The sequence below is a fragment of the Pseudomonas sp. TUM22785 genome, assembly GCF_028198105.1.
Classification (GTDB): Bacteria; Pseudomonadota; Gammaproteobacteria; order Pseudomonadales; family Pseudomonadaceae; genus Metapseudomonas; species Metapseudomonas solani.
Window position 1 is genome coordinate 4,576,410 of record NZ_CP116239.1, and the last position, 21,297, is coordinate 4,597,706.

A 21,297-nucleotide genomic window follows, 5' to 3' on the forward strand; every position below is an offset into this window, starting at 1 on the left:
GTACCCCTCACCAAAGGAGTGCCGACCACCAGAATACGGGCTTCAAGGCCCCTGGCAGTCGGGCGCTGAGTATAGACAGTTAGCTGACTAATGACAACGGAAAGGCCTCCCCCTAAGAGCGGATTGCGCTCCTTATATAAAAGGCGTAAATAGCGCCCTTTTTCCGCGAAAAACACCCCGCAAACCCCTCTGCCATATGGGTTTCTTCAAATTGACATTCGCATTTATCTCACTATAGTGGTGCGGGCCCTGCGTGGGGGGCTGTCTGATGATTTCAAGCATAAATAGGAGGCCGCTATGGCTGACAAAAAAGCGCAGTTGATCATCGAGGGCATTGCCCCCGTCGAGCTGCCCGTTCTGTCCGGTACCGTAGGTCCCGATGTAATCGATGTGCGGGGCCTGACCTCCACGGGTCGCTTCACCTTTGATCCTGGCTTTATGTCTACCGCCTCTTGCGAGTCGAAGATCACCTACATCGACGGCGACAAGGGTGTACTGCTTCACCGCGGCTACCCCATCGAGCAACTGGCAGAAGAGTCCGACTACCTGGAAACCTGCTACCTGCTGCTGAACGGCGAACTGCCCAGCGCAGAGGAAAAGGCCAAGTTCGTTGGCACCGTCAAGAACCACACCATGGTTCACGAGCAGTTGAAGAGTTTCTTCAACGGCTTCCGCCGCGACGCCCATCCGATGGCGATCATGTGCGGCGTAGTCGGCGCCCTCTCCGCCTTCTATCACGACTCCCTGGACATCAACGACCCGCACCATCGCGAAATCTCCGCGATCCGCCTGGTCGCCAAGATGCCCACCATCGCCGCCATGGTCTACAAGTACTCCATGGGCCAGCCGATGATGTATCCGCGTAACGACCTGAACTACGCGGAAAACTTCCTGCACATGATGTTCAACACGCCGTGCGAGATCAAACCGATCAGCCCGGTACTGGCCAAGGCCATGGATCGCATCTTCATCCTGCATGCGGACCACGAGCAGAACGCCTCCACCTCCACCGTTCGCCTGGCCGGTTCGTCCGGTGCCAACCCGTTCGCCTGCATCGCAGCCGGCATCGCCGCCCTGTGGGGCCCGGCACACGGCGGCGCCAACGAAGCGGTACTGACCATGCTCGATGAAATCGGCGATGTCTCGAACATCGACAAGTTCATCGCCAAGGCCAAGGACAAGAACGACCCGTTCAAGCTCATGGGCTTCGGCCATCGCGTGTACAAGAACCGCGACCCGCGCGCCACCGTGATGAAGCAGACCTGCGACGAAGTCCTGAAGGAACTGGGGATCAAGAACGATCCGCAGTTGGAGCTGGCCATGCGTCTCGAAGAGATCGCCCTGACCGATCCGTACTTCAAGGAACGCAACCTGTACCCGAACGTCGACTTCTACTCGGGGATCATCCTCAAGGCGATCGGCATTCCGACCAGCATGTTCACCGTGATCTTCGCCCTGGCGCGTACCGTCGGCTGGATCTCCCACTGGAAGGAAATGCTCTCCAGCCCGTACAAGATCGGCCGTCCGCGCCAGCTGTACACCGGCTACGAGCAGCGCGACTACGTCTCGCTCGACAAGCGCAAGTAAGACGTCCGCTCCAGGAGAAGCCCCGCATCTGCGGGGCTTTTTCATGGGCGAAGGGTACGTCGGCAGCACTGACGGCGGACACGGGGATCTTGAAGGCTACAACGCAGGATGCGTTGGCCTCGCGGTGCTCGGCGCCAACCTACGAAAACCACGCGCTCCGCCCGCCAATCCGGGCAGGTTGCACCAATGAAAAGGCCCCGCATCGCGGGGCCTTGTCGTGTCAGCGGCCGATCACTTCTTCTCAGCGCGCTCGCGCAGGTGGCTGAGCGTATTGAACGGCGCGTCGACCACGAAGCTGTTGGCCAGCCAGGAGGGCACGCTGCCGCCCGGCTCGGTGTGCACCTGGTAGGTCACCTCGACTTCGCCCGGACCCTTGGGCACGAACTTCCATACACCATCCACGGCGGCCACACGCACGAAGCCTTTCTCTTCCGGCACGTACTTGGGCTCGCCCTTGAGGGTGCGAGTCAGGCTGCCGTCGGCGCCTTCGGTGGTGGTGGCATGGATGACCGAGTCACGCGGGGTAACGGGCCAGGGGGTATTGAAGCGGGTGTAGGTCCAGCTGTCGGCGCCTTCCGACTTCAGCAGCTTCTGCTGCTCGCACTCGTGAATCCAGGCGCAGGAGCCGGAAACGTCCTCCTGCAGCTTGCGCAGGGTGGCGACGTCGGTTTTCAGGGTGGCCACCCCGCGATAGGCCTTGTACTTGGAGCCGGCAACCTCGCTCAGGTATACCTTGATGCCGTCCTCGTCCTTGGCCAGCTTCCAGCCCTCGGCATGGGCAGTCGAGGCCAGCAGCGCAGTGGCGCTAAAGCCGCAGATCACAGCCATTCGTTGCAGCGAAACCATCTTTGTTCTCCTTCTTATGATGACCAGCCGTCGTCCATCAGGACAGCTACTGGATAGATTGACTGACCGCCACGGCCGTCTCTTGTTCCAACCAGCCCAGCAAACGTATCGCCTCTTCCCGGCTGTCGCCACAGACAAAAAGATCGGCATCGAAGTCGGCACAGACCTTCGGCCGCTCCGGTTGGCCGAATATCGAGCAGAGATGCTCGACGGAGAGATGGATGCAACGCTCCCCCGCCGCCTTGCCCTTGGGCATGCCGGGGATGGGTGAACTGATGGATGGCGCGATGCAACAGGCGCCACAACCTGCACGACAAATCATGATCAGGGGCCCCTCTGCAACGCTGTGGCCGACGTAGGGCGCGGATTCTACTCGCGGCCCCGGGGAAATGGGATATCCCCCAGTCAGCCGATCAGCCGCGCCATGCGCCCCAGGTCACCGCCCCCTTTGGCCTTCAGGAGCCGCTGATGCCTCGCTGCGCCAGCGCCTTGTGCAGGGCCTCGCCCGCCGCCGAGCCCTGCGGGTAGAACACCGCCGGCTGGCCGATGGGCGCCGCCACGCGCACGCGGGTGCCGGGGGCTGCCTGGTAGTGCTCCTGCGACCAGAGGTGCACCCACTCCCCCGCCGGCAGCGCCACCTCCAGGCTGTCGACACCCGGCTCCAGCACCGGTGCCACCAGCAGCTGGTCACCCAGCAGGAAGCTGCGCGGCACGGCCTCCAGGCTCGCGGGGTCATCGGGGTATTGCAGCCAGAGCGGGCGCACCAGTGGCAGCCCGGTACGCGCCGCCTCGTCCATCAGCGTGCGGCGATAAGGTGCCAGCGCGGCGAACAGCTGGGCGCAACGGGCGAAGTGCGCCAGGCTGGCCGGCGAGTCGTAGACCTGGTGGTTGTCCGCCGGACGATTGCCCTCGTGGGTGCGCAGCAGGCTGGTGAAGGCGGAAAACTCCGCCCAGCGCTGCAACAGCTCCTCGCTGCGGTGGTAGTCCTTCAGCGGGTTGCTGATGGTGGTGTAGCCGCCGGTGTCGGCGTGATTGAGGGTGAAGCCCGAGAGCCCACCGGAGAGCAGCCCCAGCAATGCGCTGTGCAGGCCGTCCTGGGCATCCCAGGTCACTAGCTGGTCGCCCAGCCACATGCTGGTGGTCAGCCCCGGGCTGCGGCTGTAGCCAGAGCGGGTGAAGAACAGCAGTTCCCCTTCCCCGCCTGCCTCCTCCAGCAGCTCGCGGTTGAGCCGCGCCCATTCTTCGGGGAAGCGGTTGTGCAGCAGCGCCGCGTCTTCACCCGAGGCCGGACGGGCCTCGAAGGGCAGCGCCTCGCCGAAATCGGCCATCCAGCCGGAGAAGCCCTGGCCGAGCATCTCTTCGCGCAACACGGCCTTCAGCCAGCGGCGCGCCTCGGGGTTGCTCAGGTCCACCAAACCAGCGCTGAAACTGGTGTTGAGCAGGTCCAGCGGCTTGCCGTCGGCGCCCCGCATGAGGAAGCCACGTTCGCGGGCCTCACGGAACAGATTGCGCTGCTCGCCGTCCTTCTCGGCGATGTCCGCCAGGAAGGGGTTGGCATAGGCCAGCGTGCGGATGCCGCGCGCCTTGAGCTCGGCGCTCAGGGCCTGCCATTGCGGGTAGTGGCGCGGATCGAGGGTCCAGTTCCACCACAGCTGCTTGCCGAAACTGGTGCTGCGCTGGCCTACCCAGTCCTGCAGCCAGAGCCCGGCGACGGGCACCCCGGCGGCATCGATGCGCCCCAGCAGCTCGCGCACCCGCTCGGTACCGCCCTGCAATCCGAGGATGGCGCCGTGCTGAGTCCAGTCCGGCAGCGGCGCCATGCGCCCCACCACCGAGGTGTGTGCCTGCAACAAAGCGGCGGGACTGTCGCCGTTGTAGAGACGCGCGGTGAGGCTGCCCTGGTGCACCTCCAGGCCCACCCGCGCCGGATCACGCAGGTCGAACACCTGATAGGCGCTGGATTCGCTGAAGAAGGCACGCAGCTTCGACGTCAGGTAATAGGGCACCGGCGCGTAGCTGGTCCACCAGTCGCCGCCCGCACGGGCACTGAGGTCCGCCGCCAGGGTGATGGGCTGCAGGCCACGGCCGACGCCCTGTTCCTGCACCAGGATGGGCACGCGGCGCCCGGCCAGGTCGAAGGCGCTGAACTGCTCGCCGAAGCCGAAGAAGCGCTCGTCGGCGTCCCGTTGCCAGTTGAGATAGAGGCGGTTGAGGCGCGGGTCATCCAGCGCCACGGCCAGGCGCACACCGCGCCCGCCATCAGCCTCCAGCACCAGCGCGTAGCCACTGACGGAGCCATCGGCGCAACGCAGGTGGCCACGCAGCACCAGGCGCGGGCCGGTGCCCTGGAAGCTGTCCAGGCTCTGCTCGCGGCACAGCAGCTCGCGGTTCTCGTCGACGAACAGCGCGCCCCGGTGCTCTTCGACCTCGGCAGCGCCGATACCGGCGGCGAGGAAGCCACCCTCGGTGGCCCACAGTCGCTTGGTGGGGTTGCCCTTGGGGCTCAGCGCCAGGCCATGGCCGTTCCAGGCCAGGCGGTAATCGCCGAAATCGAAATCACGGGGTACGGCAAAGGCCGGTGGCACCACCAGTTCGGCCAGCACGGCGCGCTGTTTCCACACCTGCAGCCCCTGCCATCCCGCCACGCCTGCCGCCGTCACCAGCAACACGGCTGCCGCCCCTTTTACCCACCTGCGCATCGCTCGCCCCTTTTCTTGTTCTGCACCGCCCTTTAGGCTGGCGCGCATCCATACATCGCGGAGTCACCGTCATGCCGGTTTGGCTACAGACCGCCCTGCTGCTCACGCTGTCCAACGTCTTCATGACGTTCGCCTGGTACGGCCACCTCAAGACCCTGAATACCAAGCCCTGGATCATCGCTGCATTGATCAGCTGGGGGATCGCGCTGTTCGAGTACCTGCTGCAGGTGCCGGCCAACCGCATCGGCTACACGGCGCTCTCGGTGGGCCAGCTGAAGATCATGCAGGAGGTGATCACCCTCGCGGTGTTCGTGCCCTTCAGCGTCTACTTCATGCAGCAACCGCTGAAGCTCGATTACCTCTGGGCCGGTCTGTGCCTGCTCGGCGCGGTGTACTTTATCTTCCGCGCCTGAGGCCGGGGATGCGTGGCGCGCCGGTCATGGCGACCGATCGCGCCAGGGCTCACTTCGGGGGTTCGAGGCGGGTGATCAGGCTGGAGGTGTCCCAGCGGCCACCGCCTTCGGCCTGGATCTCGCCGTAGAAGCGATCCACCAGTTCGGTGACCGGCAATTGCGCGCCGTTGCGCTGGGCCTCGGCGAAGACGATGGCGAAGTCCTTGCGCATCAGGTCCACGGCGAAGCCGAAGTCGAACTTGCCGTCGAGCATGCTCTGGTGACGGTGCTCCAGTTGCCAGGACTGCGCCGCCCCCTTGCCGATCACCTCCATGGCCGCCGTGGCGTCGAGCCCGGAACGCCGGGCGAAATGCAGTGCCTCGGAGAGCCCCTGGAGCAGCCCGCCGACGCAGATCTGGTTGACCATCTTGGTCAACTGGCCGCTACCCACCGGGCCCATCAGCCGGGTCATCCGCGCGTAGCTGTCGATCACCGGCGCCGCCCGCTCGTAGAGTTCGCGCTCGCCGCCGATCATCACCGTCAACATGCCGCTCTCGGCCCCGGCCTGGCCGCCGGAGACCGGCGCATCGAGAAAGCCCAGCCCGCGCTCGGCGGCCAGCGCCGACAGTTCGCGGGCCACCTCGGCGGAGGCGGTGGTGTGGTCCACCAGCACGCTGCCGGGCTGCATGCCGGCGAAGGCGCCCTCCTCGCCCAGGACCACGGCGCGCAGGTCGTCGTCGTTGCCGACGCAGGTCATCACCAGGTCGGAACCCTGCGCCGCTTCCCGTGGCGTGGCGAAGCTGTCGCCGCCGAACTCGTCGCACCAGAGCGAGGCCTTCTCCGGCGAGCGGTTGTAGACGCGCACCTCGTGCCCCTCGCATGCGAGGTGGCCGGCCATGTGAAAGCCCATTACGCCGAGCCCGATAAAGGTCACCTTCGCCATCTCAAACCCTCCACATGTGCATGTCCCAGGAAGCCTAACACGCGGTTTGCCGAGCCGCGAAAGGCCCTCCATACTCGCCCGGAAGTTGCCGGGACACCCCACAAGCGCCAAGGAGAGCCCATGCCGCACTGGCTGGTGATAGACCTGGAGGCCACGACCGAGGAAGGCGGTTGGCCCCTGGAAGATATGGAGATCATCGAGATCGGCGCATCGATCGTGGCTGCCGACGGCCGCGAAGTGGACCATTTCCAGCGTTTCGTGCGCCCGCTGCGCCGGCCCTGCCTGACCACCTTCTGCCGCCAGCTGACCCACATCAGCCAGGCCAATGTCGACAGCGCCGCGCCCCTGGCGCAGGTCTGGCCGGCGTTCGAGCGCTGGCTGCAGAACTACCAGCCGCGCCTGGTCAGCTGGGTCAGTTGGGGCGAGTACGACCGCCGCCAGCTGGAGCAGGAATGGCGCCAGCAGCAACTGGTCAGCCGCCTCGCCAGCATTCCCCACGTCAACCTAAAGCAGCATTTCGCCCGCGTCCGCCAGCTCAAGCAGCCCGTGGGCCTGCACACCGCGCTGCAACTGGCTGGGCTCAGCTTCCAGGGTCAACAGCACCGGGCCCTGGAAGATGCCCGTAACACCGCCCGCCTGCTGCCGCTGGTGCTGCCTGCCAGTTCCTGAAACGCCCCGCCGCATTGCCTAGTGACGCTGCAAAGCGGCTTGGGCATACTGGCGGGCCCTTTTTCCAACCCTTTTCAAGGATCCCGCCATGTTCAAGGTCAACGAGTACTTCGACGGCACCGTCAAATCCATCGCCTTCGGCATGAGCGAAGGCCCCGCCACCATCGGCGTGATGGCCCCGGGCGAATACGAATTCGGCACCAGCCAGCTGGAAGTGATGCACGTCGTCGCCGGCGCCCTGACCGTCAAGCTGCCGGGCAGCGACAGCTGGGAAACCTTCGAAGCCGGCAGCAAGTTCACCGTACCGGCGAACAGCAAGTTCCAGCTGAAAGTCGCCCAGGACACCGCCTACCTCTGCGAATACCGCTGAGTCGCAACGCGTTGAAGAACCGGCCCGAGTGGCCGGTTTTTTATTGCCTGGATGCTGGGAGCCCTGAAAGCTCCGCGATGATGGGTTTCGCTGCGCTCTACGCCATCCTACGGGAGGCTATTCGCCTTCCCTGATCTCTACCTCGATGCGCATCCCTTCCAGTTCCGCCAGGTATTCGGCGCTGCTGAACAGGCCGATGCAGGGCATGGCGCCGCGTTCGGCCAAAGTGCCGGCGGCGAGCTTGCGCACCAGGGCCACGGCGGCCATGCAGGGAATGTTGGGGCCGTCGTTGTCGTGGGCGACCAGTTCCCAGGTGAGCACCAGTGGCCGGCCCTGGTGGTCCAGCCCACGCAATGTCACGAACATGCCGCTGAGGCCATCGCCCAGAGGCTCCACCAGCACCGCGCCCTTGCGCAGCAACGACGCCAGGCCGACGGCGTTGCGCACCAGCCCGCCGCGCACCAGCCAGGACAGCGCCCAGGTGCCGAACTGGGTGAGGCGCAGGCCGACGCCAGCGCGGAAGCTGACATCGCGCACGCCCGGGTAGCGCGCGGGGAAGAGTTCCAGGTCGGGAATGTCGCAGATACCCACCCAGCGCGCGCCCATGGGGGCACGGAAGGCGTGGCGGCGCAGGCCCTGCCAGCCATGGATCGAGCCCCAGGCGCCATCGCGCCACAGCCGCACCGGGCGGCCGCAGTAGCCGAGCACCGCCGCCAGGGTCGACAGGCCCGGCGTCTTCTCCGAAGAGCTGATGCCGTGCTCGATGCTATCCAGGCGGCTGAAGCGCGGCAGTTGTTCATCCACCACAGCAGCACTGAGGCCGGGCACCGAACTGGCACCGGCACAGATCAGCAGGCCACGCTCGCGGGCCCGGTCATCCAGCCGGCCGATGCCGCAGACGAAGGCGCGCGCATCGGCCAGGTCGATGTAATGGCAGCCGGCGTCCAGTGCCGCCTCGGCGACCCGGTAGTCCTGCCCCTGGAAGGGCCCGACCGTGGAAATCACCACCTGGGCACCCAGCTTGCTGAAGGCCAGGGCCAACTCCGGCTGGTCGATATCCAGGCGCGCCGCCTGGCAACCGGTTTCCGCCGCCAGGGCCTGGGCCTTGGCCAGGTCGCGCCCTGCAGCGATCACCTCGATGCCCTCGATGCTGCGCAGACGCCGCACGATCAGCCGGCCGAAATTGCCGTAGCCGCCCAGCACCAGAACCTTCAATCCCTGTGTCACCCCTGACTCCCCGTAAGGCCGTTCAGGCCGGCTCGTTCGATGTGGAAAATTGCAGTTCCGCCAGGCGCGCATAGAGCGGGCTGCTGAGCACCAGCTCCTGGTGGCTGCCGATGGCGACCAGCTTGCCCTGGTCGATGACGGCGATGCGATCGGCGCTCTTCACCGTGGCCAGGCGGTGGGCGATCACCAGGGTGGTGCGCCCGCTCATGACCTCGGGCAGGGCCTGCTGGATCAGGTGCTCGCTCTCGGCATCCAGCGCGCTGGTGGCTTCGTCCAGCAGCAGGATGGGCGCGTCGGTGAGCAAGGCCCGGGCGATGGCCAGGCGCTGGCGCTGCCCGCCGGAAAGACCGATACCGCCGTCGCCCAGGTGCGTCTGGTAGCCCTCGGGCATGCGCTGGATGAATTCGTGGGCATGGGCGGCCCGCGCCGCAGCCTCCACCTCGGCCTGGCTGGCGTCGGGGCGGCCGTAGCGGATGTTGTCCTCGACGCTGCCGAAGAACAGCGCCGGGCTCTGCGACACCAGGGCGAAGCAACGGCGCAGGTCGGCCGGGTCCAGGCGCTGGATGGGCAGGCCATCCACCCGCACCTCACCCTCGGTGGGGTCGAAGAAGCGCAGCAGCAGGTCGAAGAGCGTCGACTTGCCCGCACCGGAAGGGCCGACCAGGGCCAGGGTCTCGCCGGGGCGCACGTGCAGGTCGATGCCATCGAGGGCCAGGCTATGCGGCCGGGTCGGGTAGGCGAAGCGCAGGCCGCGCAGCTCCAGCTCGCCTTCCACCCGCTCGGGCAGGCGCAGCAGGTCGCTCTCCGGGGCCTTGATGGTGCTGCGGGTCTGCAGCAGCTCGGCGATGCGCTCGGCAGCACCGGCGGCGCTTTGCAGCTCTCCGATCACCTCGCTGATGGCACCGAAGGCGGAACCGACGATCAGGCTGTAGAAGACGAAGGCGGCCAGGTCACCGCCGGAGATGCGCCCGGCGATCACGTCCATGCCGCCGACCCAGAGCATCACCCCCACCGCGCCGAGCACCAGCACGATGACCACGGTGATCAGCCAGGCCCGCTGGGTGATGCGCTTGCGCGCGGTGTCGAAGGCGCCTTCCACGGTGCGCCCGAAGCGCGCCCGGTCCTGGGCCTGGTGGTTGTAGGCCTGGACGGTCTTGATCTGCCCCAGGGTCTCGCCGACGTAGCTGCCGACATCGGCGATGCGGTCCTGGCTCTGCCGCGACAGCGCCCGCACCCGCCGGCCGAAGAGCAGGATCGGCGCCACCACCAGCGGCAGGGCGACCACCACGATGCCGGTCAGCTTGGGGTTGGTGACGAACAGCAGGCCGATGCCGCCGATCATCATGATGCCGTTGCGCAGCGCCAGGGACAGCGACGAGCCGATAACCGATTGCAGCAGCGTGGTATCGGCCGTGAGGCGCGACTGGATTTCCGAGGCACGGGTGGTTTCGAAGAAGCCGGGGTGCAGCTCGATCAGGTGGTTGAACACGCGCTTGCGGATATCCGCGACGAAGCGCTCGCCCACCCAGGACACCAGGTAGAAGCGGCTGAAGGTGCCCACCGCCAGCGCCACCACCAGGGCGAAGAACAGGATGATCGAATGGTTGAGGGCTTCCGGTGACTGAGTCGCCAGGCCCTGGTCCACCAGCAGGCGGATGCCCTGCCCCATGGACAGGGTGATGGCGGCAGTGAACAGCAGCGCCAGCAGCGCGCCGATCACCCGCCAGCGATAGGGAGCGACGAAGCGCGCGGCCATGCGCAGCGCATTGCGCTGGCGGGAGGAAAGCAGACCCATTGCGAGGACTCGATCGGGAGGAGGCGCCACTCTGCGGGTTTTCCCGCCGCTGCGCCAGCCGCTCTATTGCCTCAGTTGCCCGCCTGGAGGAAGCGCTGCTCGTGGTCGGGGCTCGGCAGCAGGCACACCTCGTGGCGACCGAACAGCCGATAGCGGTTCAGCGCGATGCGGTCGTAGAGCCAGTCGCGCAACGCCGCCGGGATCACTCGCAGCACGCCACCCAGGCGCCAGGGCCAGGGCAGCAGGCGGGCGATGCGCAGCACCGCGTCGGAACGCACGAACAGCTCGCGACCCTCGATGTAGGCCATGGTGTCGAAGTGGTCGGTGGGCAGGCCATACCAGCGCAGAATGGCCTGCCCCTCCGGGGATTGCACCGAAGCCAGTTTGAACAGCCGCTCGCGGTCGTGGCGGATCAGGAAACGCGCCCAGCCGTTGCACAGCTTGCAGACGCCATCGAAGAGCACCACGCGCTCGCCGGGCTGGATGTGGGGAGGAAAGGAATCGGCGTTCATCACGCGCTCCCGGTCAGGAAAGGATGCCGTCGATACTAGGCCTTGCGCGAAAAGCCGTCGAGCACAGGCACAGCCCGTGCTCGTGGCCCGTCAACGCTCGGCGAAGCGGTAGTGGCCGATGATCTTGTAGCGGAACAGGATGTCCTCTTCCTGGGTACCGCGGCCGATGTTGTGCAGGGCCAGCGGCACGCCGTCAGCACCGGTGCGGTCGGAGAGGATGCCGATGTGCTGCAGGCCGCGCCCGAGGTCCCAGGTGACGATGTCGCCGGGGCGGTAGCTGGCGGCCTGGTCACTGGGGCGCAGCGCCATGCCCTGGCGCTTGAACCAGGTCATCAGGTTGGGCACGCGGCGGTGGTCGATGTTCGGATCGGGGCGCTTCAGGCCCCAGTTGCGCGGGTAGGCGGAGAAGTGGCTGCGCATGTCCTCGTGCACCACCTTCTGCAAGTCCAGGCCCTGTTCGCGCAGCGCGCGGATCACCACGTCGGTGCACACGCCGGTGGCCAGGGGCACGTCGCCGCCGGGGTAGGCGATGCGCCGGTACACCGGGTCGTAGCTCAGGGTCACGCCGATCTGGCCGCGCGCCGAATCCACCAGGCGCACGGCATCCACCGCCGCCTGGGCGCCCAGGCTGGCCAGCAGCAGGAACAGGCAAAACAGTCGCTTGAGCATGGTCAGCCCCGCCCTGCAGGGAATTGCGGCAGGGAATCCTGGATGTCCCACCAGTTGGCCCTGGACGCCACGTAGGCGTGGTTGGCGGGGCGCGTCTCCAGCTCGCCTTCCAGCAGGCCGGCACGGATGCGCAGCACGCCAGGGGCTTTCTCGCTCTTGCTGTAGAGGGGCGAGCCGCAACGCTCGCAGAACACCCGCTGCTTGCCCGGCGAGGAGCTGAAGGCACGCAGCAGCTCGTTGCCCGCCAGCAGGCGGAAGCGCGTCTCGTCCACCGGGATATTGGTGACGAAAGGCGTGCCCTGCGCCTTGCGGCACTGGCTGCAATGACAGATCTGGATCGGCGCCAGCTCACCCTCGATCTCGAAACGGACTCCGCCGCACAGGCAACCACCCTGGACCATCTTCTCTCTCCTTGCAGATGTGCAGCGGCAAGAGTAACGGAGCGGAAGGCAACGGAAAATGCCCGATGGTGTGAGCCATCGGGCCAAGGGTATTCAGCTGTGCAAAGGAGCCTGCCGATCCGGGATTGCGCCCCTGACGCCCCAACCATAAGCCCTGAGGAGAATGCGCCAGGTGCGCAAGCACCGGATCGGCAGGCCCGGCCAACCTTAAGGATCGGTCAGCAGCAACGCCAGGGGCGCCCGCCTTGGGCGGTTTGCGTTGGTTCCCAGGGCGGTGTAGTCATTTGCCAGTCAGCACTCGGCGCCTGTGTCGGCGGCCCAGCCCAGCGGGTACAACAGCTCCTCCTTGTAGCCGGCCCAGACCCGCACCGCATCGGGGAAGGCGTCGTCCAGCTGCGGGTCGCCGCTGTCCACCAGCAGGGGCCGGCCTTCGAGGGTGCCGAGCTTGCGCTTGGTGGCCACCACCCGCAGCCGCTCGAGGCCGATGGCGCGCAACACGCGCGGGCTGATCTGCTGGTTGCCGCGGCCGATGATGTGGCCCTGACCACCGATGGCGGTGACCAGGAGGAAGGCCGTGTGGCCGTCCACCAGTTCGAACAGCTGGGCCTCGGTGACATCGCGGGCGATCAGCTGGCCGTTCTCGATCACATCCACGCCCAGCAGGGTGGTATCCAGGCCGAGGTTGGCGGCCAGCCCGTGCAGGGTCGAGCCGGGACCGAGGACGTAGCGCACGCCCTCCTCCCAGCTTTCCGCCAGCCAGTCGGCGAGGTCCACCAGGACCAGCTCCTCGGACTCCATGCCCGCCTGCTTCACGTGCTGCATGAAATGACCTTCCACCGGTACCGTCAGCTCGCCATACCAGCGGGCCGCCACCTTGCCCTCGCGCAGGGCTGCCTCGTCGAGGTCACGCACCTCGCCACTGGCCAGGCGGATCAGGCCGCCTTCCACCAGCCGCCGCGCCAGCTCCCCCGCCGCGCGCGGGCTGATGGCGTAGACGCCGGAATGGATCTTCACCCCCGCCGGAATACCCAGCACCGGCTGGCCTTCACGGGCCACGGCGCTGACGTCACGGGCAGTGCCATCACCACCGGCGAAGAGGATCAGCGACACGCCGGCCTCCTGCAGCGCCTCCACGGCGTGGCGAGTATCGGCGGCGCTGCTGGTCGCCGCCTGCAGAGCACCGATGAGCCGATGGCGGAAGCCCATGCGTGCCAGCAGATCAGCGCCCATGGCGCCGGGAAAGGTGAGGAACTCCAGGCGCCCAGCCAGGGGCAGCAGGGATTCCAGCGCCAGCCGGGTGCGTTCCTCGGCGCGGGGCACGGCACCGCGCGCCAGGGCCTCCTCGGCGACACCGTCGCTGCCCTTGAGGGCAGCCGCGCCGCCCAGCCCGGCCAGGGGATTGATGATCAGGCCCATTCGGAATATCGACATGCCAACCTCTTCGCTGAACTCTCGGCCCGCGTTGCGGGTCAACCCCATGGACCGGCCGGAAAGCGCGATTGGCACAATCGCTGCAAATCTCCCCCGGTCCTTTGCTTTTACGGCGTAATACTGGCGCCTGACTGTCACTGCGCGTTCATCTATGGGACCTAGACTGCGCGCACCACCTGATGAGGAGACAGGCCATGAGCTTGCAGAACAGCACTTCCACCCGCCGGGTCGTTCCGCTTCAACCCCAGCAACCTGTTGGCGGCTCGATCATCGATGCCCAGGGTCGGGAAATCCCCATTACCGAAGGCATGATCCAGCGCGCCTGCAAAGAGCTGGACAAGCACTGGGAAGGCGCCCGCAAACAGGCCTGACCCCCAGCGCTTCACTCGAAGGCCCGGGCATCTGCCTGGGCCTTTTCATTGGTGGGTCATTGGCGGGCCGCGGCCTCAGGCCAGCTCCGCCCCAAGCGCCCGCACCCACTGCGCCAGTTGCGGCGCCTCGCCCTGCAGGCGCACCCGCAGGCCGTCGATTTCCCGGCGCACCGGGTAGTGCTTGCGCAAGGCGTCGAAGGCCGCGCGGCGCTGGGCGGAATCCCCCACCAGGCTGCGGCGGAAATCGGCATCGTCGCGGCGCGGGTCATACACCGCGCGGCAGAGCATGGCCAACGCCCAGACCGTGTCGGCGCTGGCATCCAGGGTCAGTTCCGGCAACCAGGGCGCGGGCAGCAGTTCGTCCAGCCGCACCGCTTCCTCGATGCCTTCGGCGCGGCAGAAGGCCTGGTAGATCTGCGCGGTGCCGCGCAGCTTGCCGTCCAGGCTATAGCCGGCGATGTGCGGCGTGGCGATGCGGCACAGCGCGGCCAGTTCAGGATCAGCCTCCGGCTCGCCTTCCCAGACGTCCAGCACCGCGCGCAGATCCGAACGGGCCCGCAGCGCATCACGCAGCGCCCGGTTGTCCACCACCGCCCCCCGGCTGGCGTTGATCAGCCAGCAGCCGGGCTTGAGCCGCGCCAGCTCGGCGGCCCCCAGCAGGTGGTGGGTGGGATGGGCGCCGCCCTTGTCCAATGGCGTGTGCAGGCTGATGGCATCGCACTGCTCCAGCACGGTGGCTAGGTCGACGTAGTCGCCTCCCTCGGCCGCCTGGCGTGGTGGGTCGCAGACCAGCACCCGCCAGCCCAGGCCGCGCAGCACCTCCACCAGGCGCCCGCCCACCTGGCCGGCGCCGACGACGCCGTAAGTGCGGGTCGAGGGCGCTACACCCTCGTCCTCGGCCAAGGTCAGCAGGCTGCCCAGGACGAAATCCACCACGCCACGGGCATTGCAGCCGGGCGCGCTGGACCAGGCGATGCCGGCCTCGGCGAACCAGCCCAGGTCGAGATGATCGGTACCGATGGTGCAGGTACCGACGAAGCGCACCGCGCTGCCTTCCAGCAGGGCGCGGTCGACGCGGGTCACCGAGCGCACCAGCAGCACCTCGGCGTCGCCCAGGGCGGCGCGGTCGATGGCGCGACCCGGCATGCGGCGGATGGGGCCGAAACCGCCGAAGAAGGCGTCGACCAGGGGGATGTTTTCGTCGGCGAGGATGCGCATGGTGCTCTCCAGGGGCAAGGCGGCCATTCTACGGAATCCCCCGGCCCGGCGTCGCCCCAACCCAGTGCATCGCCCTCTTTCCTGACCATGCCGTCAGCGCGTAGACTAGGCCGTCTTCCGCCTCCGCTGTCCCCCTATCGCCGGTAATCCCCTTGCCACGGCCAGGCCAGCGCCCGTTGCGAGCCCATCGCAGCCAGGCTTGCCCACCCCGTGGGCCACGAGCAATACGGACGCCACCGCCGTACCGGTGAACGCTTCACAGCCATGGAAAGACCCCCGTGACAAACCAAACTCGCCTCGACCGTATGCGTCGCGAATTGCGTGCTCTATTCACTCTTGCCCTGCCCATCATGATCGCCCAGCTCTCCCACTCGGCCATGGGTTTCGTCGACGCCGTGATGGCCGGCCGTGTCAGCGCGCGCGACCTGGCCGCCGTGGCCCTGGGCAACTCCATCTGGGTACCGGTGTTCCTGCTGATGACCGGCACCCTCCTCGCCACCACGGCCAAGGTCGCCCAGCGCCACGGTGCCAACCAGGATGCCGAGATCGGCCCGCTGGTGCGCCAGGCCCTGTGGCTGGCGGTGGTCGTCGGCCTCGCCGGCGCCGGCCTGCTGCTCTGCGCCGAACCCGTGCTGCGCATGATGGGCGTGGAAGAAGACCTGGTGGCTCCGAGCATGGGCTACCTCCACGGCATCGCCTTCGGCCTGCCGGCGGTGGCGCTCTACCAGGTGCTGCGCTGCTACAGCGACGGCCTGGGCCGCACCCGTCCGAGCATGGTGCTGGGCATCTGCGGGCTACTGCTGAACATCCCGCTCAACTACGTGCTGATCTACGGCCACCTGGGCTTCCCGGCCATGGGCGGCGTGGGCTGCGGCTGGGCCAGCGGCATCGCCATGTGGCTGATGTTCTTCGGCATGCTGGGCTGGGTGAACATCGCCAAGGTGTACAAGCCGAGCGGCCTGTTCACCCACTTCGAGACGCCGCGCTGGGCGGTGATCAAGCGCCTGCTGAGCGTGGGCCTGCCCATCGGCATCGCGATCTTCGCCGAGTCGAGCATCTTCGCGGTGATCGCCCTGCTGATCGGCGGGCTGGGCGCCAACGTGGTGGCCGGGCACCAGATCGCGCTGAACTTCAGCTCGCTGGTGTTCATGATCCCGTACTCCCTGGCCATGGCGGTGACCGTGCGTGTCGGCCACTCCCTGGGGCGTGGCACGCCGCGTGATGCGCGCTTCTCCGCGGGTGTAGGCATGGCCACGGCGCTGGCCTATGCCTGCCTGTCGGCCAGCCTGATGCTGCTGTTCCGTGAGCAGATCGCCGCCATCTACACCCCCGATGCCCAGGTCATCGCGGTGGCTGCATCGCTGATCGTGTTCGCCGCGTTGTTCCAGTTCTCCGACGCCATCCAGGTCACCGCCGCCGGTGCCCTGCGTGGTTATCAGGACACGCGGGTGACGATGATCCTCACCCTGTTTTCCTACTGGGGCATCGGCCTGCCCATCGGCTACCTGCTGGGGCTTACCGACTGGCTGGGCGAACCCACTGGCCCACGCGGCCTGTGGCAGGGGCTGATCGCCGGCCTGACGGTGGCGGCGGTGATGCTGACCTTCCGTGTGGCCCGTAGCGCGCGCTCGCGCATCCGCAGCAGCGACCGCGTGACGGCCCTGGCCGAACCGGCCTGACGCCACACAGCAAGAAGCCCGCGCAATGCGGGCTTCTTTTTATCGAGTCGAGGCGGGCCTCATTCGGCTTTCTTGCGGATCCAGTACAGGTAGGTACCGGCCTCTTCGCCCTGCTCCACCAGCTCGTGGCCGAGGAACATGCAGAACTTGGGGATATCCCGCCGGGTCGACGGGTCGGTGGCGATGACCTTGAGCAGACCGCCGGACGGCAGGTCGCGCACCTTGTTGTGCAACATCATCACCGGCTCAGGGCAATTGAGGCCGGTGGCATCGAGAATGGCATCAGGCTGATCGGACATGGGGTACTCCAGGAACAGGTCGCCATTGTGGCGTAAAGCGCCGGGCACGCCCAGCCCGGCCGATGCCCGGCGCGGCTGGGCGTGGGGCCTCAGCGGTCCAGGCGACGCAGGTGGCAGGTCACTTCCTCGCGGTCGTGATAGAGCTGCTTGCAGGCGATGGACACCTTGATCCTGCGCTCGCGGAAGGCGTCTTCCAGGCGCTGCAGCAAGCGCTGCACCTCGGCATAGCGCTGCTTCATCGGCAGCTTGAGGTTGACCACCGCCTCGCGGCACAGCCCCTCGCCTATCCAGGTATCCAGCAGTGCGGCATTGCGCGCCGGCTTCTCGACGATGTCGCAGACCATCCAGTCCACCGGCTGCTTGGGCTTAAAGGTGAAGCCGTCGACCATCAGGTGCTGCACCAGCCCGGTGTCCATCAGGCTCTCGGCCATGGGGCCGTTGTCGATGGCGGTGACCAGCATGCCGCGGCGCACCAACTGGTAGGTCCAGCCGCCGGGGGAAGCGCCCAGGTCGACGCCGGTCATGTCCTCGGACAGACGGGTGTCCCATTGCTCGCGGGGGATGAAGGTGTGCCAGGCCTCCTCCAGCTTGAGGGTGGAACGGCTCGGTGCCTCGCGGGGGAACTTCAGGCGCGGGATGCCCATGGGCCAGAGCGCGGAGTTGTCGGCCTCGGCGAGGCCGGCGAATACCTCGCGGCCACTGCGGAAGGTCAGCAGCAGGCGCGGCTTGCCCGGGTCATCCACCAGGCGGCCGGCCTTCTCCAGGGCCTTGCGCAGGGGCGCCTCGAACTTCTTACAGAAATTCGACAGCTCCTTGCCTTCGTTGGTATCCAGCACCTCCAGCCACAGGCTGCCGCAGACCGGGTAGTCGGCCAGGTGCTCCAGCAGCACGCTGATGCGGTCGGTCTCGGGCAGCGCAACGAAGGCGCCACGGGCCCATTGGCGGGGGAAGATCAGGCGCGCGAAACGCTGGCCGCGCATCAGCCGTTCGGCGCCGTCGGCGTCCTGGCAGATGAACTCGGCATAGGCGCTGCTGGCCTTGCCCTTGGCGTAGCCGGGCACGTCCAGTCGGGCGGCCAGGTCGGATATCTCGGCGCACACCTCACCCTCGAAACCGGGGCGGCAGTGCAGGAACAGGCTATTCATCGGGGTGTCTCCTTGGCCGCGCACTATAGAGCCGAAGCGCCCGATTTCACACAGTAACTGACGGAAAATTCCTACGCCCACAGTGATGCGACAAGAGGAACCATGCTGGCGGAACGGGAGTCCAGAACATGGCGTGCCCCGCCAAGCAGAGCTAGCTTTGCAGGGTTCCGCCCCCTGTATCGGCCCATGCCGTGTGGGCCAAAAGGAGATGTCACATGCCTTCCTTGGATAGCCTGAACAGCCGTCGCACCCTCGAGGTGGACGGCAAGACCTACCATTTCTTCAGCCTGCCAGAGGCCGCCAAGCGCCTCGGCAGCATCGACAAGCTGCCCCTGTCCCTGAAAGTGCTGCTGGAAAACCTGCTGCGCTGGGAAGACAACGAAACCGTCGGCCCCGAGGACCTCGAAGCCCTGGTGGCCTGGCAGAAGACCCGCAGCTCCGAGCGCGAGATCCAGTACCGCCCGGCGCGGGTATTGATGCAGGACTTCACCGGCGTACCCGCCGTGGTCGACCTGGCCGCCATGCGTGACGCTGTGGCCAAGGCCGGTGGCGACCCGCAGAAGATCAACCCGCTGTCCCCGGTGGACCTGGTGATCGACCACTCGGTGATGGTGGACCGCTTCGCCAGCCCCGAGGCCTTCGAACAGAACGTCGAGATCGAGATGGAGCGCAACGGCGAACGCTATGCCTTCCTGCGCTGGGGCCAGAACGCCTTCGACAACTTCAGCGTGGTTCCGCCGGGTACCGGCATCTGCCACCAGGTCAACCTCGAGTACCTGGGCCGCACCGTCTGGACCCGCGACGAGGACGGCAAGACCTACGCCTTCCCCGACACCCTGGTGGGCACCGACTCCCACACCACCATGATCAACGGCCTCGGCGTGCTCGGCTGGGGCGTGGGCGGCATCGAGGCGGAAGCGGCCATGCTCGGCCAGCCGGTGTCGATGCTGATCCCCGAGGTGATCGGCTTCAAGCTCAGCGGCAAGCTGAAGGAAGGCATCACCGCCACCGACCTGGTGCTCACCGTCACCCAGATGCTGCGCAAGAAAGGCGTGGTGGGGAAATTCGTCGAGTTCTACGGCGACGGCCTCGCCGACCTGCCCCTGGCCGACCGCGCCACCATCGCCAACATGGCCCCGGAATACGGCGCCACCTGTGGCTTCTTCCCGGTGGACGAGATCACCCTGGGCTACCTGCGCCTCTCCGGCCGCCCGGAATCCACCGTCAAGCTGGTGGAGGCCTACTGCAAGACCCAGGGCCTGTGGCGCAACGCCGGTGACGAGCCGGTGTTCACCGACAGCCTGGCCCTGGACATGGGCACGGTGGAAGCCAGCCTGGCCGGGCCCAAGCGCCCGCAGGACCGGGTGCCGCTGACCCAGGTGGCCAGCACCTTCGACGACCTCATCGCCCTGCAGCTCAAACCCAGCGCCAAGGAGGACGGCCGCCTGCTCAGCGAGGGCGGCGGCGGTACCGCCGTCGGCGGCAATGTGCAGAGCGGCGTGATGGACTACGAGTACGAAGGTCGCACCCACCGCCTGAGCGACGGCGCCGTGGTGATCGCCGCCATCACCTCCTGCACCAACACCTCCAACCCCAGCGTGATGATGGCCGCCGGCCTGGTGGCGAAGAAGGCCGTGGAAAAGGGCCTGACCCGCAAACCCTGGGTGAAGAGCTCCCTGGCGCCCGGCTCCAAGGTGGTGACCGAGTACTTCGCCGCCGCCGGGCTGACGAAGTACCTCGACGAGCTGGGCTTCGACCTGGTGGGCTACGGCTGCACCACCTGCATCGGCAACTCCGGCCCGCTGCTGGACCCCATCGAGAAAGCCATCCAGCAGGGCGACCTGACCGTGGCCTCGGTGCTCTCGGGCAACCGCAACTTCGAAGGCCGCGTGCACCCGCTGGTGAAGACCAACTGGCTGGCCTCCCCACCGCTGGTGGTGGCCTACGCCCTGGCCGGCAGCGTGCGCCTGGACATCAGCCGCGAACCGCTGGGCGAAGGCAAGGACGGCAAGCCGGTGTACCTGAAGGACATCTGGCCGAGCCAGAAGGAGATCGCCGACGCCATCGCCAAGGTGGACACCGCCATGTTCCGCAAGGAGTACGCCGAGGTCTTCGCCGGCGACGAGAAGTGGCGCGCCATCCAGGTGCCCGAATCGGACACCTATGCCTGGCAGGCCGACTCCACCTACATCCAGCACCCGCCCTTCTTCGCCGATATCGCCGGTGCGCCGCCCAAGGTGGAAGACGTGCAAAAGGCCCGGGTCCTCGCCCTGCTGGGGGATTCGGTGACCACCGACCACATCTCCCCCGCCGGCAACATCAAGGCCGACAGCCCCGCCGGGCGCTACCTGCGAGAAAATGGTGTGGAGCCACGTGACTTCAACTCCTACGGCTCGCGGCGCGGCAACCACGAAGTGATGATGCGCGGCACCTTCGCCAACATCCGCATCCGCAACGAGATGCTCGGTGGCGAGGAAGGCGGCAACACCCTGCACGTACCCAGCGGCGAGAAGCTGGCCATCTACGACGCGGCCATGCGCTACCAGGAGGAAGGCACGCCGCTGGTGATCTTCGCCGGCAAGGAATACGGCACCGGCTCCTCCCGTGACTGGGCGGCCAAGGGCACCAACCTGCTGGGGGTCAAGGCGGTGATCGCCGAGAGCTTCGAGCGCATCCACCGCTCCAACCTGGTGGGCATGGGCGTGCTGCCGCTGCAGTTCAAGGACGGTACCGACCGCAAGAGCCTGGGCCTGACCGGCAAGGAGACCATCAGCATCAAGGGCCTCAGTGGCGTCAAGCTGCGCCCGCATATACCGCTGACCCTGGAGATCACCCGCGAAGACGGCACACCGGAGAAGGTCGAGGTGCTGTGCCGCATCGACACCCTCAACGAGGTCGAGTACTTCAAGGCCGGCGGCATCCTCCACTACGTGCTGCGCCAGTTGCTGGCCAGCTGACCCGGGAGGCCTGTAGGGGCGAATCAGAAGCGGGCGAATGAATTCGCCCCTACAGGATCGCACCTCCCGTGGGAGCGGTTTAAACCG

General features: G+C 67.0%; 20 protein-coding genes. 7 read left to right on the forward strand and 13 right to left on the reverse strand.

The features are described from left to right. Positions 1-297 precede the first annotated feature (297 nt). Positions 298-1,587, forward strand: a complete 1,290-nt coding sequence (gltA, locus tag PI990_RS20790; protein WP_021216845.1) for a citrate synthase — start codon at positions 298-300, stop codon at positions 1,585-1,587. A gap of 231 nt (positions 1,588-1,818) precedes the next feature. Here the strand turns inward: gltA and PI990_RS20795 are convergent, their stop codons facing one another. The 3 genes from PI990_RS20795 to PI990_RS20805 all read right to left on the reverse strand — a co-directional run bounded on the left by PI990_RS20795 (position 1,819) and on the right by PI990_RS20805 (position 5,132). Then, positions 1,819-2,433 carry an START domain-containing protein gene (locus PI990_RS20795; protein WP_271658324.1) on the reverse strand — a complete coding sequence of 205 codons (615 nt, stop codon included), beginning with the start codon at positions 2,431-2,433 and terminating at the stop codon, positions 1,819-1,821. Positions 2,434-2,479: 46 nt separating this feature from the next. Then, positions 2,480-2,755: a YkgJ family cysteine cluster protein gene (locus PI990_RS20800; RefSeq protein WP_043245692.1), complete on the reverse strand. Its 276-nt coding sequence runs from the start codon at positions 2,753-2,755 to the stop codon at positions 2,480-2,482. A 133-nt stretch (positions 2,756-2,888) separates the two neighbouring features. After that, complete coding sequence (locus PI990_RS20805) at positions 2,889-5,132, reverse strand: alpha-glucosidase (protein WP_271658325.1); 2,244 nt, start codon at positions 5,130-5,132, stop codon at positions 2,889-2,891. Between the two features lie 71 nt (positions 5,133-5,203). Here PI990_RS20805 and PI990_RS20810 point away from each other — a divergent pair, with 71 nt between their 5' ends. Beyond that, entirely contained in the window at positions 5,204-5,545 is a 342-nt protein-coding gene (locus PI990_RS20810; protein ID WP_043247147.1) for a DMT family protein, read from the forward strand. Between the two features lie 49 nt (positions 5,546-5,594). Here PI990_RS20810 and PI990_RS20815 read toward each other — a convergent pair whose 3' ends face one another. Continuing rightward, a complete protein-coding gene (locus PI990_RS20815; RefSeq protein WP_271658326.1) occupies positions 5,595-6,467 on the reverse strand; it encodes an NAD(P)-dependent oxidoreductase in 873 nt (290 codons plus the stop codon). Positions 6,468-6,587: 120 nt separating this feature from the next. On the opposite strand from PI990_RS20815, the gene PI990_RS20820 reads away from it, so the two are divergent. Both PI990_RS20820 and ppnP read left to right on the forward strand, forming a co-directional pair. Then, on the forward strand, positions 6,588-7,136 hold the full coding sequence (locus tag PI990_RS20820) for an exonuclease domain-containing protein (RefSeq protein ID WP_271658327.1): 549 nt from the start codon (positions 6,588-6,590) through the stop codon (positions 7,134-7,136). Positions 7,137-7,224: 88 nt separating this feature from the next. After that, positions 7,225-7,506, forward strand: a complete 282-nt coding sequence (gene ppnP, locus PI990_RS20825) for a pyrimidine/purine nucleoside phosphorylase (RefSeq protein ID WP_021216838.1) — start codon at positions 7,225-7,227, stop codon at positions 7,504-7,506. Positions 7,507-7,623: 117 nt separating this feature from the next. On the opposite strand, the gene PI990_RS20830 is transcribed toward ppnP, so the two are convergent. From PI990_RS20830 to PI990_RS20855, 6 genes are all read right to left on the reverse strand, one after another. Further along, the gene (locus PI990_RS20830) at positions 7,624-8,733 is read right to left on the reverse strand and encodes a saccharopine dehydrogenase NADP-binding domain-containing protein (RefSeq protein WP_271658328.1); all 1,110 of its coding nucleotides are present in this window, start codon (positions 8,731-8,733) and stop codon (positions 7,624-7,626) included. 22 nt (positions 8,734-8,755) lie between these two features. Further along, the gene (locus PI990_RS20835) at positions 8,756-10,528 is read right to left on the reverse strand and encodes an ABC transporter transmembrane domain-containing protein (RefSeq protein WP_271658329.1); all 1,773 of its coding nucleotides are present in this window, start codon (positions 10,526-10,528) and stop codon (positions 8,756-8,758) included. A 71-nt stretch (positions 10,529-10,599) separates the two neighbouring features. After that, positions 10,600-11,040, reverse strand: coding sequence for a thiol-disulfide oxidoreductase DCC family protein (locus PI990_RS20840; RefSeq protein ID WP_021216835.1), 441 nt, complete (start codon positions 11,038-11,040; stop codon positions 10,600-10,602). 90 nt (positions 11,041-11,130) lie between these two features. Beyond that, a complete protein-coding gene (locus PI990_RS20845; RefSeq protein WP_043246483.1) occupies positions 11,131-11,709 on the reverse strand; it encodes a DUF1287 domain-containing protein in 579 nt (192 codons plus the stop codon). A 2-nt stretch (positions 11,710-11,711) separates the two neighbouring features. Next, on the reverse strand, positions 11,712-12,110 hold the full coding sequence (locus PI990_RS20850) for a GFA family protein (RefSeq protein ID WP_021216833.1): 399 nt from the start codon (positions 12,108-12,110) through the stop codon (positions 11,712-11,714). Positions 12,111-12,401: 291 nt separating this feature from the next. Next, entirely contained in the window at positions 12,402-13,541 is a 1,140-nt protein-coding gene (locus PI990_RS20855; protein WP_271658330.1) for an ATP-NAD kinase family protein, read from the reverse strand. Between the two features lie 194 nt (positions 13,542-13,735). On the opposite strand from PI990_RS20855, the gene PI990_RS20860 reads away from it, so the two are divergent. Continuing rightward, positions 13,736-13,912: a PA1571 family protein gene (locus PI990_RS20860; RefSeq protein ID WP_021216831.1), complete on the forward strand. Its 177-nt coding sequence runs from the start codon at positions 13,736-13,738 to the stop codon at positions 13,910-13,912. Positions 13,913-13,987: 75 nt separating this feature from the next. Here PI990_RS20860 and pdxB read toward each other — a convergent pair whose 3' ends face one another. After that, positions 13,988-15,130 carry a 4-phosphoerythronate dehydrogenase PdxB gene (gene pdxB / locus PI990_RS20865; protein ID WP_271661333.1) on the reverse strand — a complete coding sequence of 381 codons (1,143 nt, stop codon included), beginning with the start codon at positions 15,128-15,130 and terminating at the stop codon, positions 13,988-13,990. Positions 15,131-15,435: 305 nt separating this feature from the next. Between pdxB and PI990_RS20870 the strand changes: the two genes are divergently transcribed. Then, complete coding sequence (locus tag PI990_RS20870; RefSeq protein ID WP_043246478.1) at positions 15,436-16,809, forward strand: MATE family efflux transporter; 1,374 nt, start codon at positions 15,436-15,438, stop codon at positions 16,807-16,809. A 59-nt stretch (positions 16,810-16,868) separates the two neighbouring features. Here the strand turns inward: PI990_RS20870 and tusA are convergent, their stop codons facing one another. Together tusA and rlmM are read right to left on the reverse strand one after the other, a co-directional pair. Then, positions 16,869-17,108 carry a sulfurtransferase TusA gene (gene tusA, locus PI990_RS20875; protein WP_021216828.1) on the reverse strand — a complete coding sequence of 80 codons (240 nt, stop codon included), beginning with the start codon at positions 17,106-17,108 and terminating at the stop codon, positions 16,869-16,871. 89 nt (positions 17,109-17,197) lie between these two features. Then, positions 17,198-18,253: a 23S rRNA (cytidine(2498)-2'-O)-methyltransferase RlmM gene (rlmM, locus tag PI990_RS20880; protein ID WP_271658331.1), complete on the reverse strand. Its 1,056-nt coding sequence runs from the start codon at positions 18,251-18,253 to the stop codon at positions 17,198-17,200. A 215-nt stretch (positions 18,254-18,468) separates the two neighbouring features. Here rlmM and acnA point away from each other — a divergent pair, with 215 nt between their 5' ends. Next, positions 18,469-21,210, forward strand: a complete 2,742-nt coding sequence (gene acnA / locus PI990_RS20885; protein WP_271658332.1) for an aconitate hydratase AcnA — start codon at positions 18,469-18,471, stop codon at positions 21,208-21,210. The last annotated feature ends 87 nt before the right edge of the window (positions 21,211-21,297 follow it).

What these genes read in the sequence shown, in the direction of transcription:
- gltA (WP_021216845.1), top strand. Translation starts at nt 298, where the DNA reads ATGGCTGACAAAAAAGCGCAGTTGATCATCGAGGGCATTGCCCCCGTC.
- PI990_RS20795 (WP_271658324.1), bottom strand. Translation starts at nt 2,433, where the DNA reads ATGGTTTCGCTGCAACGAATGGCTGTGATCTGCGGCTTTAGCGCCACT.
- PI990_RS20800 (WP_043245692.1), bottom strand. Translation starts at nt 2,755, where the DNA reads ATGATTTGTCGTGCAGGTTGTGGCGCCTGTTGCATCGCGCCATCCATC.
- PI990_RS20805 (WP_271658325.1), bottom strand. Translation starts at nt 5,132, where the DNA reads ATGCGCAGGTGGGTAAAAGGGGCGGCAGCCGTGTTGCTGGTGACGGCG.
- PI990_RS20810 (WP_043247147.1), top strand. Translation starts at nt 5,204, where the DNA reads ATGCCGGTTTGGCTACAGACCGCCCTGCTGCTCACGCTGTCCAACGTC.
- PI990_RS20815 (WP_271658326.1), bottom strand. Translation starts at nt 6,467, where the DNA reads ATGGCGAAGGTGACCTTTATCGGGCTCGGCGTAATGGGCTTTCACATG.
- PI990_RS20820 (WP_271658327.1), top strand. Translation starts at nt 6,588, where the DNA reads ATGCCGCACTGGCTGGTGATAGACCTGGAGGCCACGACCGAGGAAGGC.
- ppnP (WP_021216838.1), top strand. Translation starts at nt 7,225, where the DNA reads ATGTTCAAGGTCAACGAGTACTTCGACGGCACCGTCAAATCCATCGCC.
- PI990_RS20835 (WP_271658329.1), bottom strand. Translation starts at nt 10,528, where the DNA reads ATGGGTCTGCTTTCCTCCCGCCAGCGCAATGCGCTGCGCATGGCCGCG.
- PI990_RS20840 (WP_021216835.1), bottom strand. Translation starts at nt 11,040, where the DNA reads ATGAACGCCGATTCCTTTCCTCCCCACATCCAGCCCGGCGAGCGCGTG.
- PI990_RS20845 (WP_043246483.1), bottom strand. Translation starts at nt 11,709, where the DNA reads ATGCTCAAGCGACTGTTTTGCCTGTTCCTGCTGCTGGCCAGCCTGGGC.
- PI990_RS20850 (WP_021216833.1), bottom strand. Translation starts at nt 12,110, where the DNA reads ATGGTCCAGGGTGGTTGCCTGTGCGGCGGAGTCCGTTTCGAGATCGAG.
- PI990_RS20855 (WP_271658330.1), bottom strand. Translation starts at nt 13,541, where the DNA reads ATGTCGATATTCCGAATGGGCCTGATCATCAATCCCCTGGCCGGGCTG.
- PI990_RS20860 (WP_021216831.1), top strand. Translation starts at nt 13,736, where the DNA reads ATGAGCTTGCAGAACAGCACTTCCACCCGCCGGGTCGTTCCGCTTCAA.
- pdxB (WP_271661333.1), bottom strand. Translation starts at nt 15,130, where the DNA reads ATGCGCATCCTCGCCGACGAAAACATCCCCCTGGTCGACGCCTTCTTC.
- PI990_RS20870 (WP_043246478.1), top strand. Translation starts at nt 15,436, where the DNA reads ATGCGTCGCGAATTGCGTGCTCTATTCACTCTTGCCCTGCCCATCATG.
- tusA (WP_021216828.1), bottom strand. Translation starts at nt 17,108, where the DNA reads ATGTCCGATCAGCCTGATGCCATTCTCGATGCCACCGGCCTCAATTGC.
- rlmM (WP_271658331.1), bottom strand. Translation starts at nt 18,253, where the DNA reads ATGAATAGCCTGTTCCTGCACTGCCGCCCCGGTTTCGAGGGTGAGGTG.
- acnA (WP_271658332.1), top strand. Translation starts at nt 18,469, where the DNA reads ATGCCTTCCTTGGATAGCCTGAACAGCCGTCGCACCCTCGAGGTGGAC.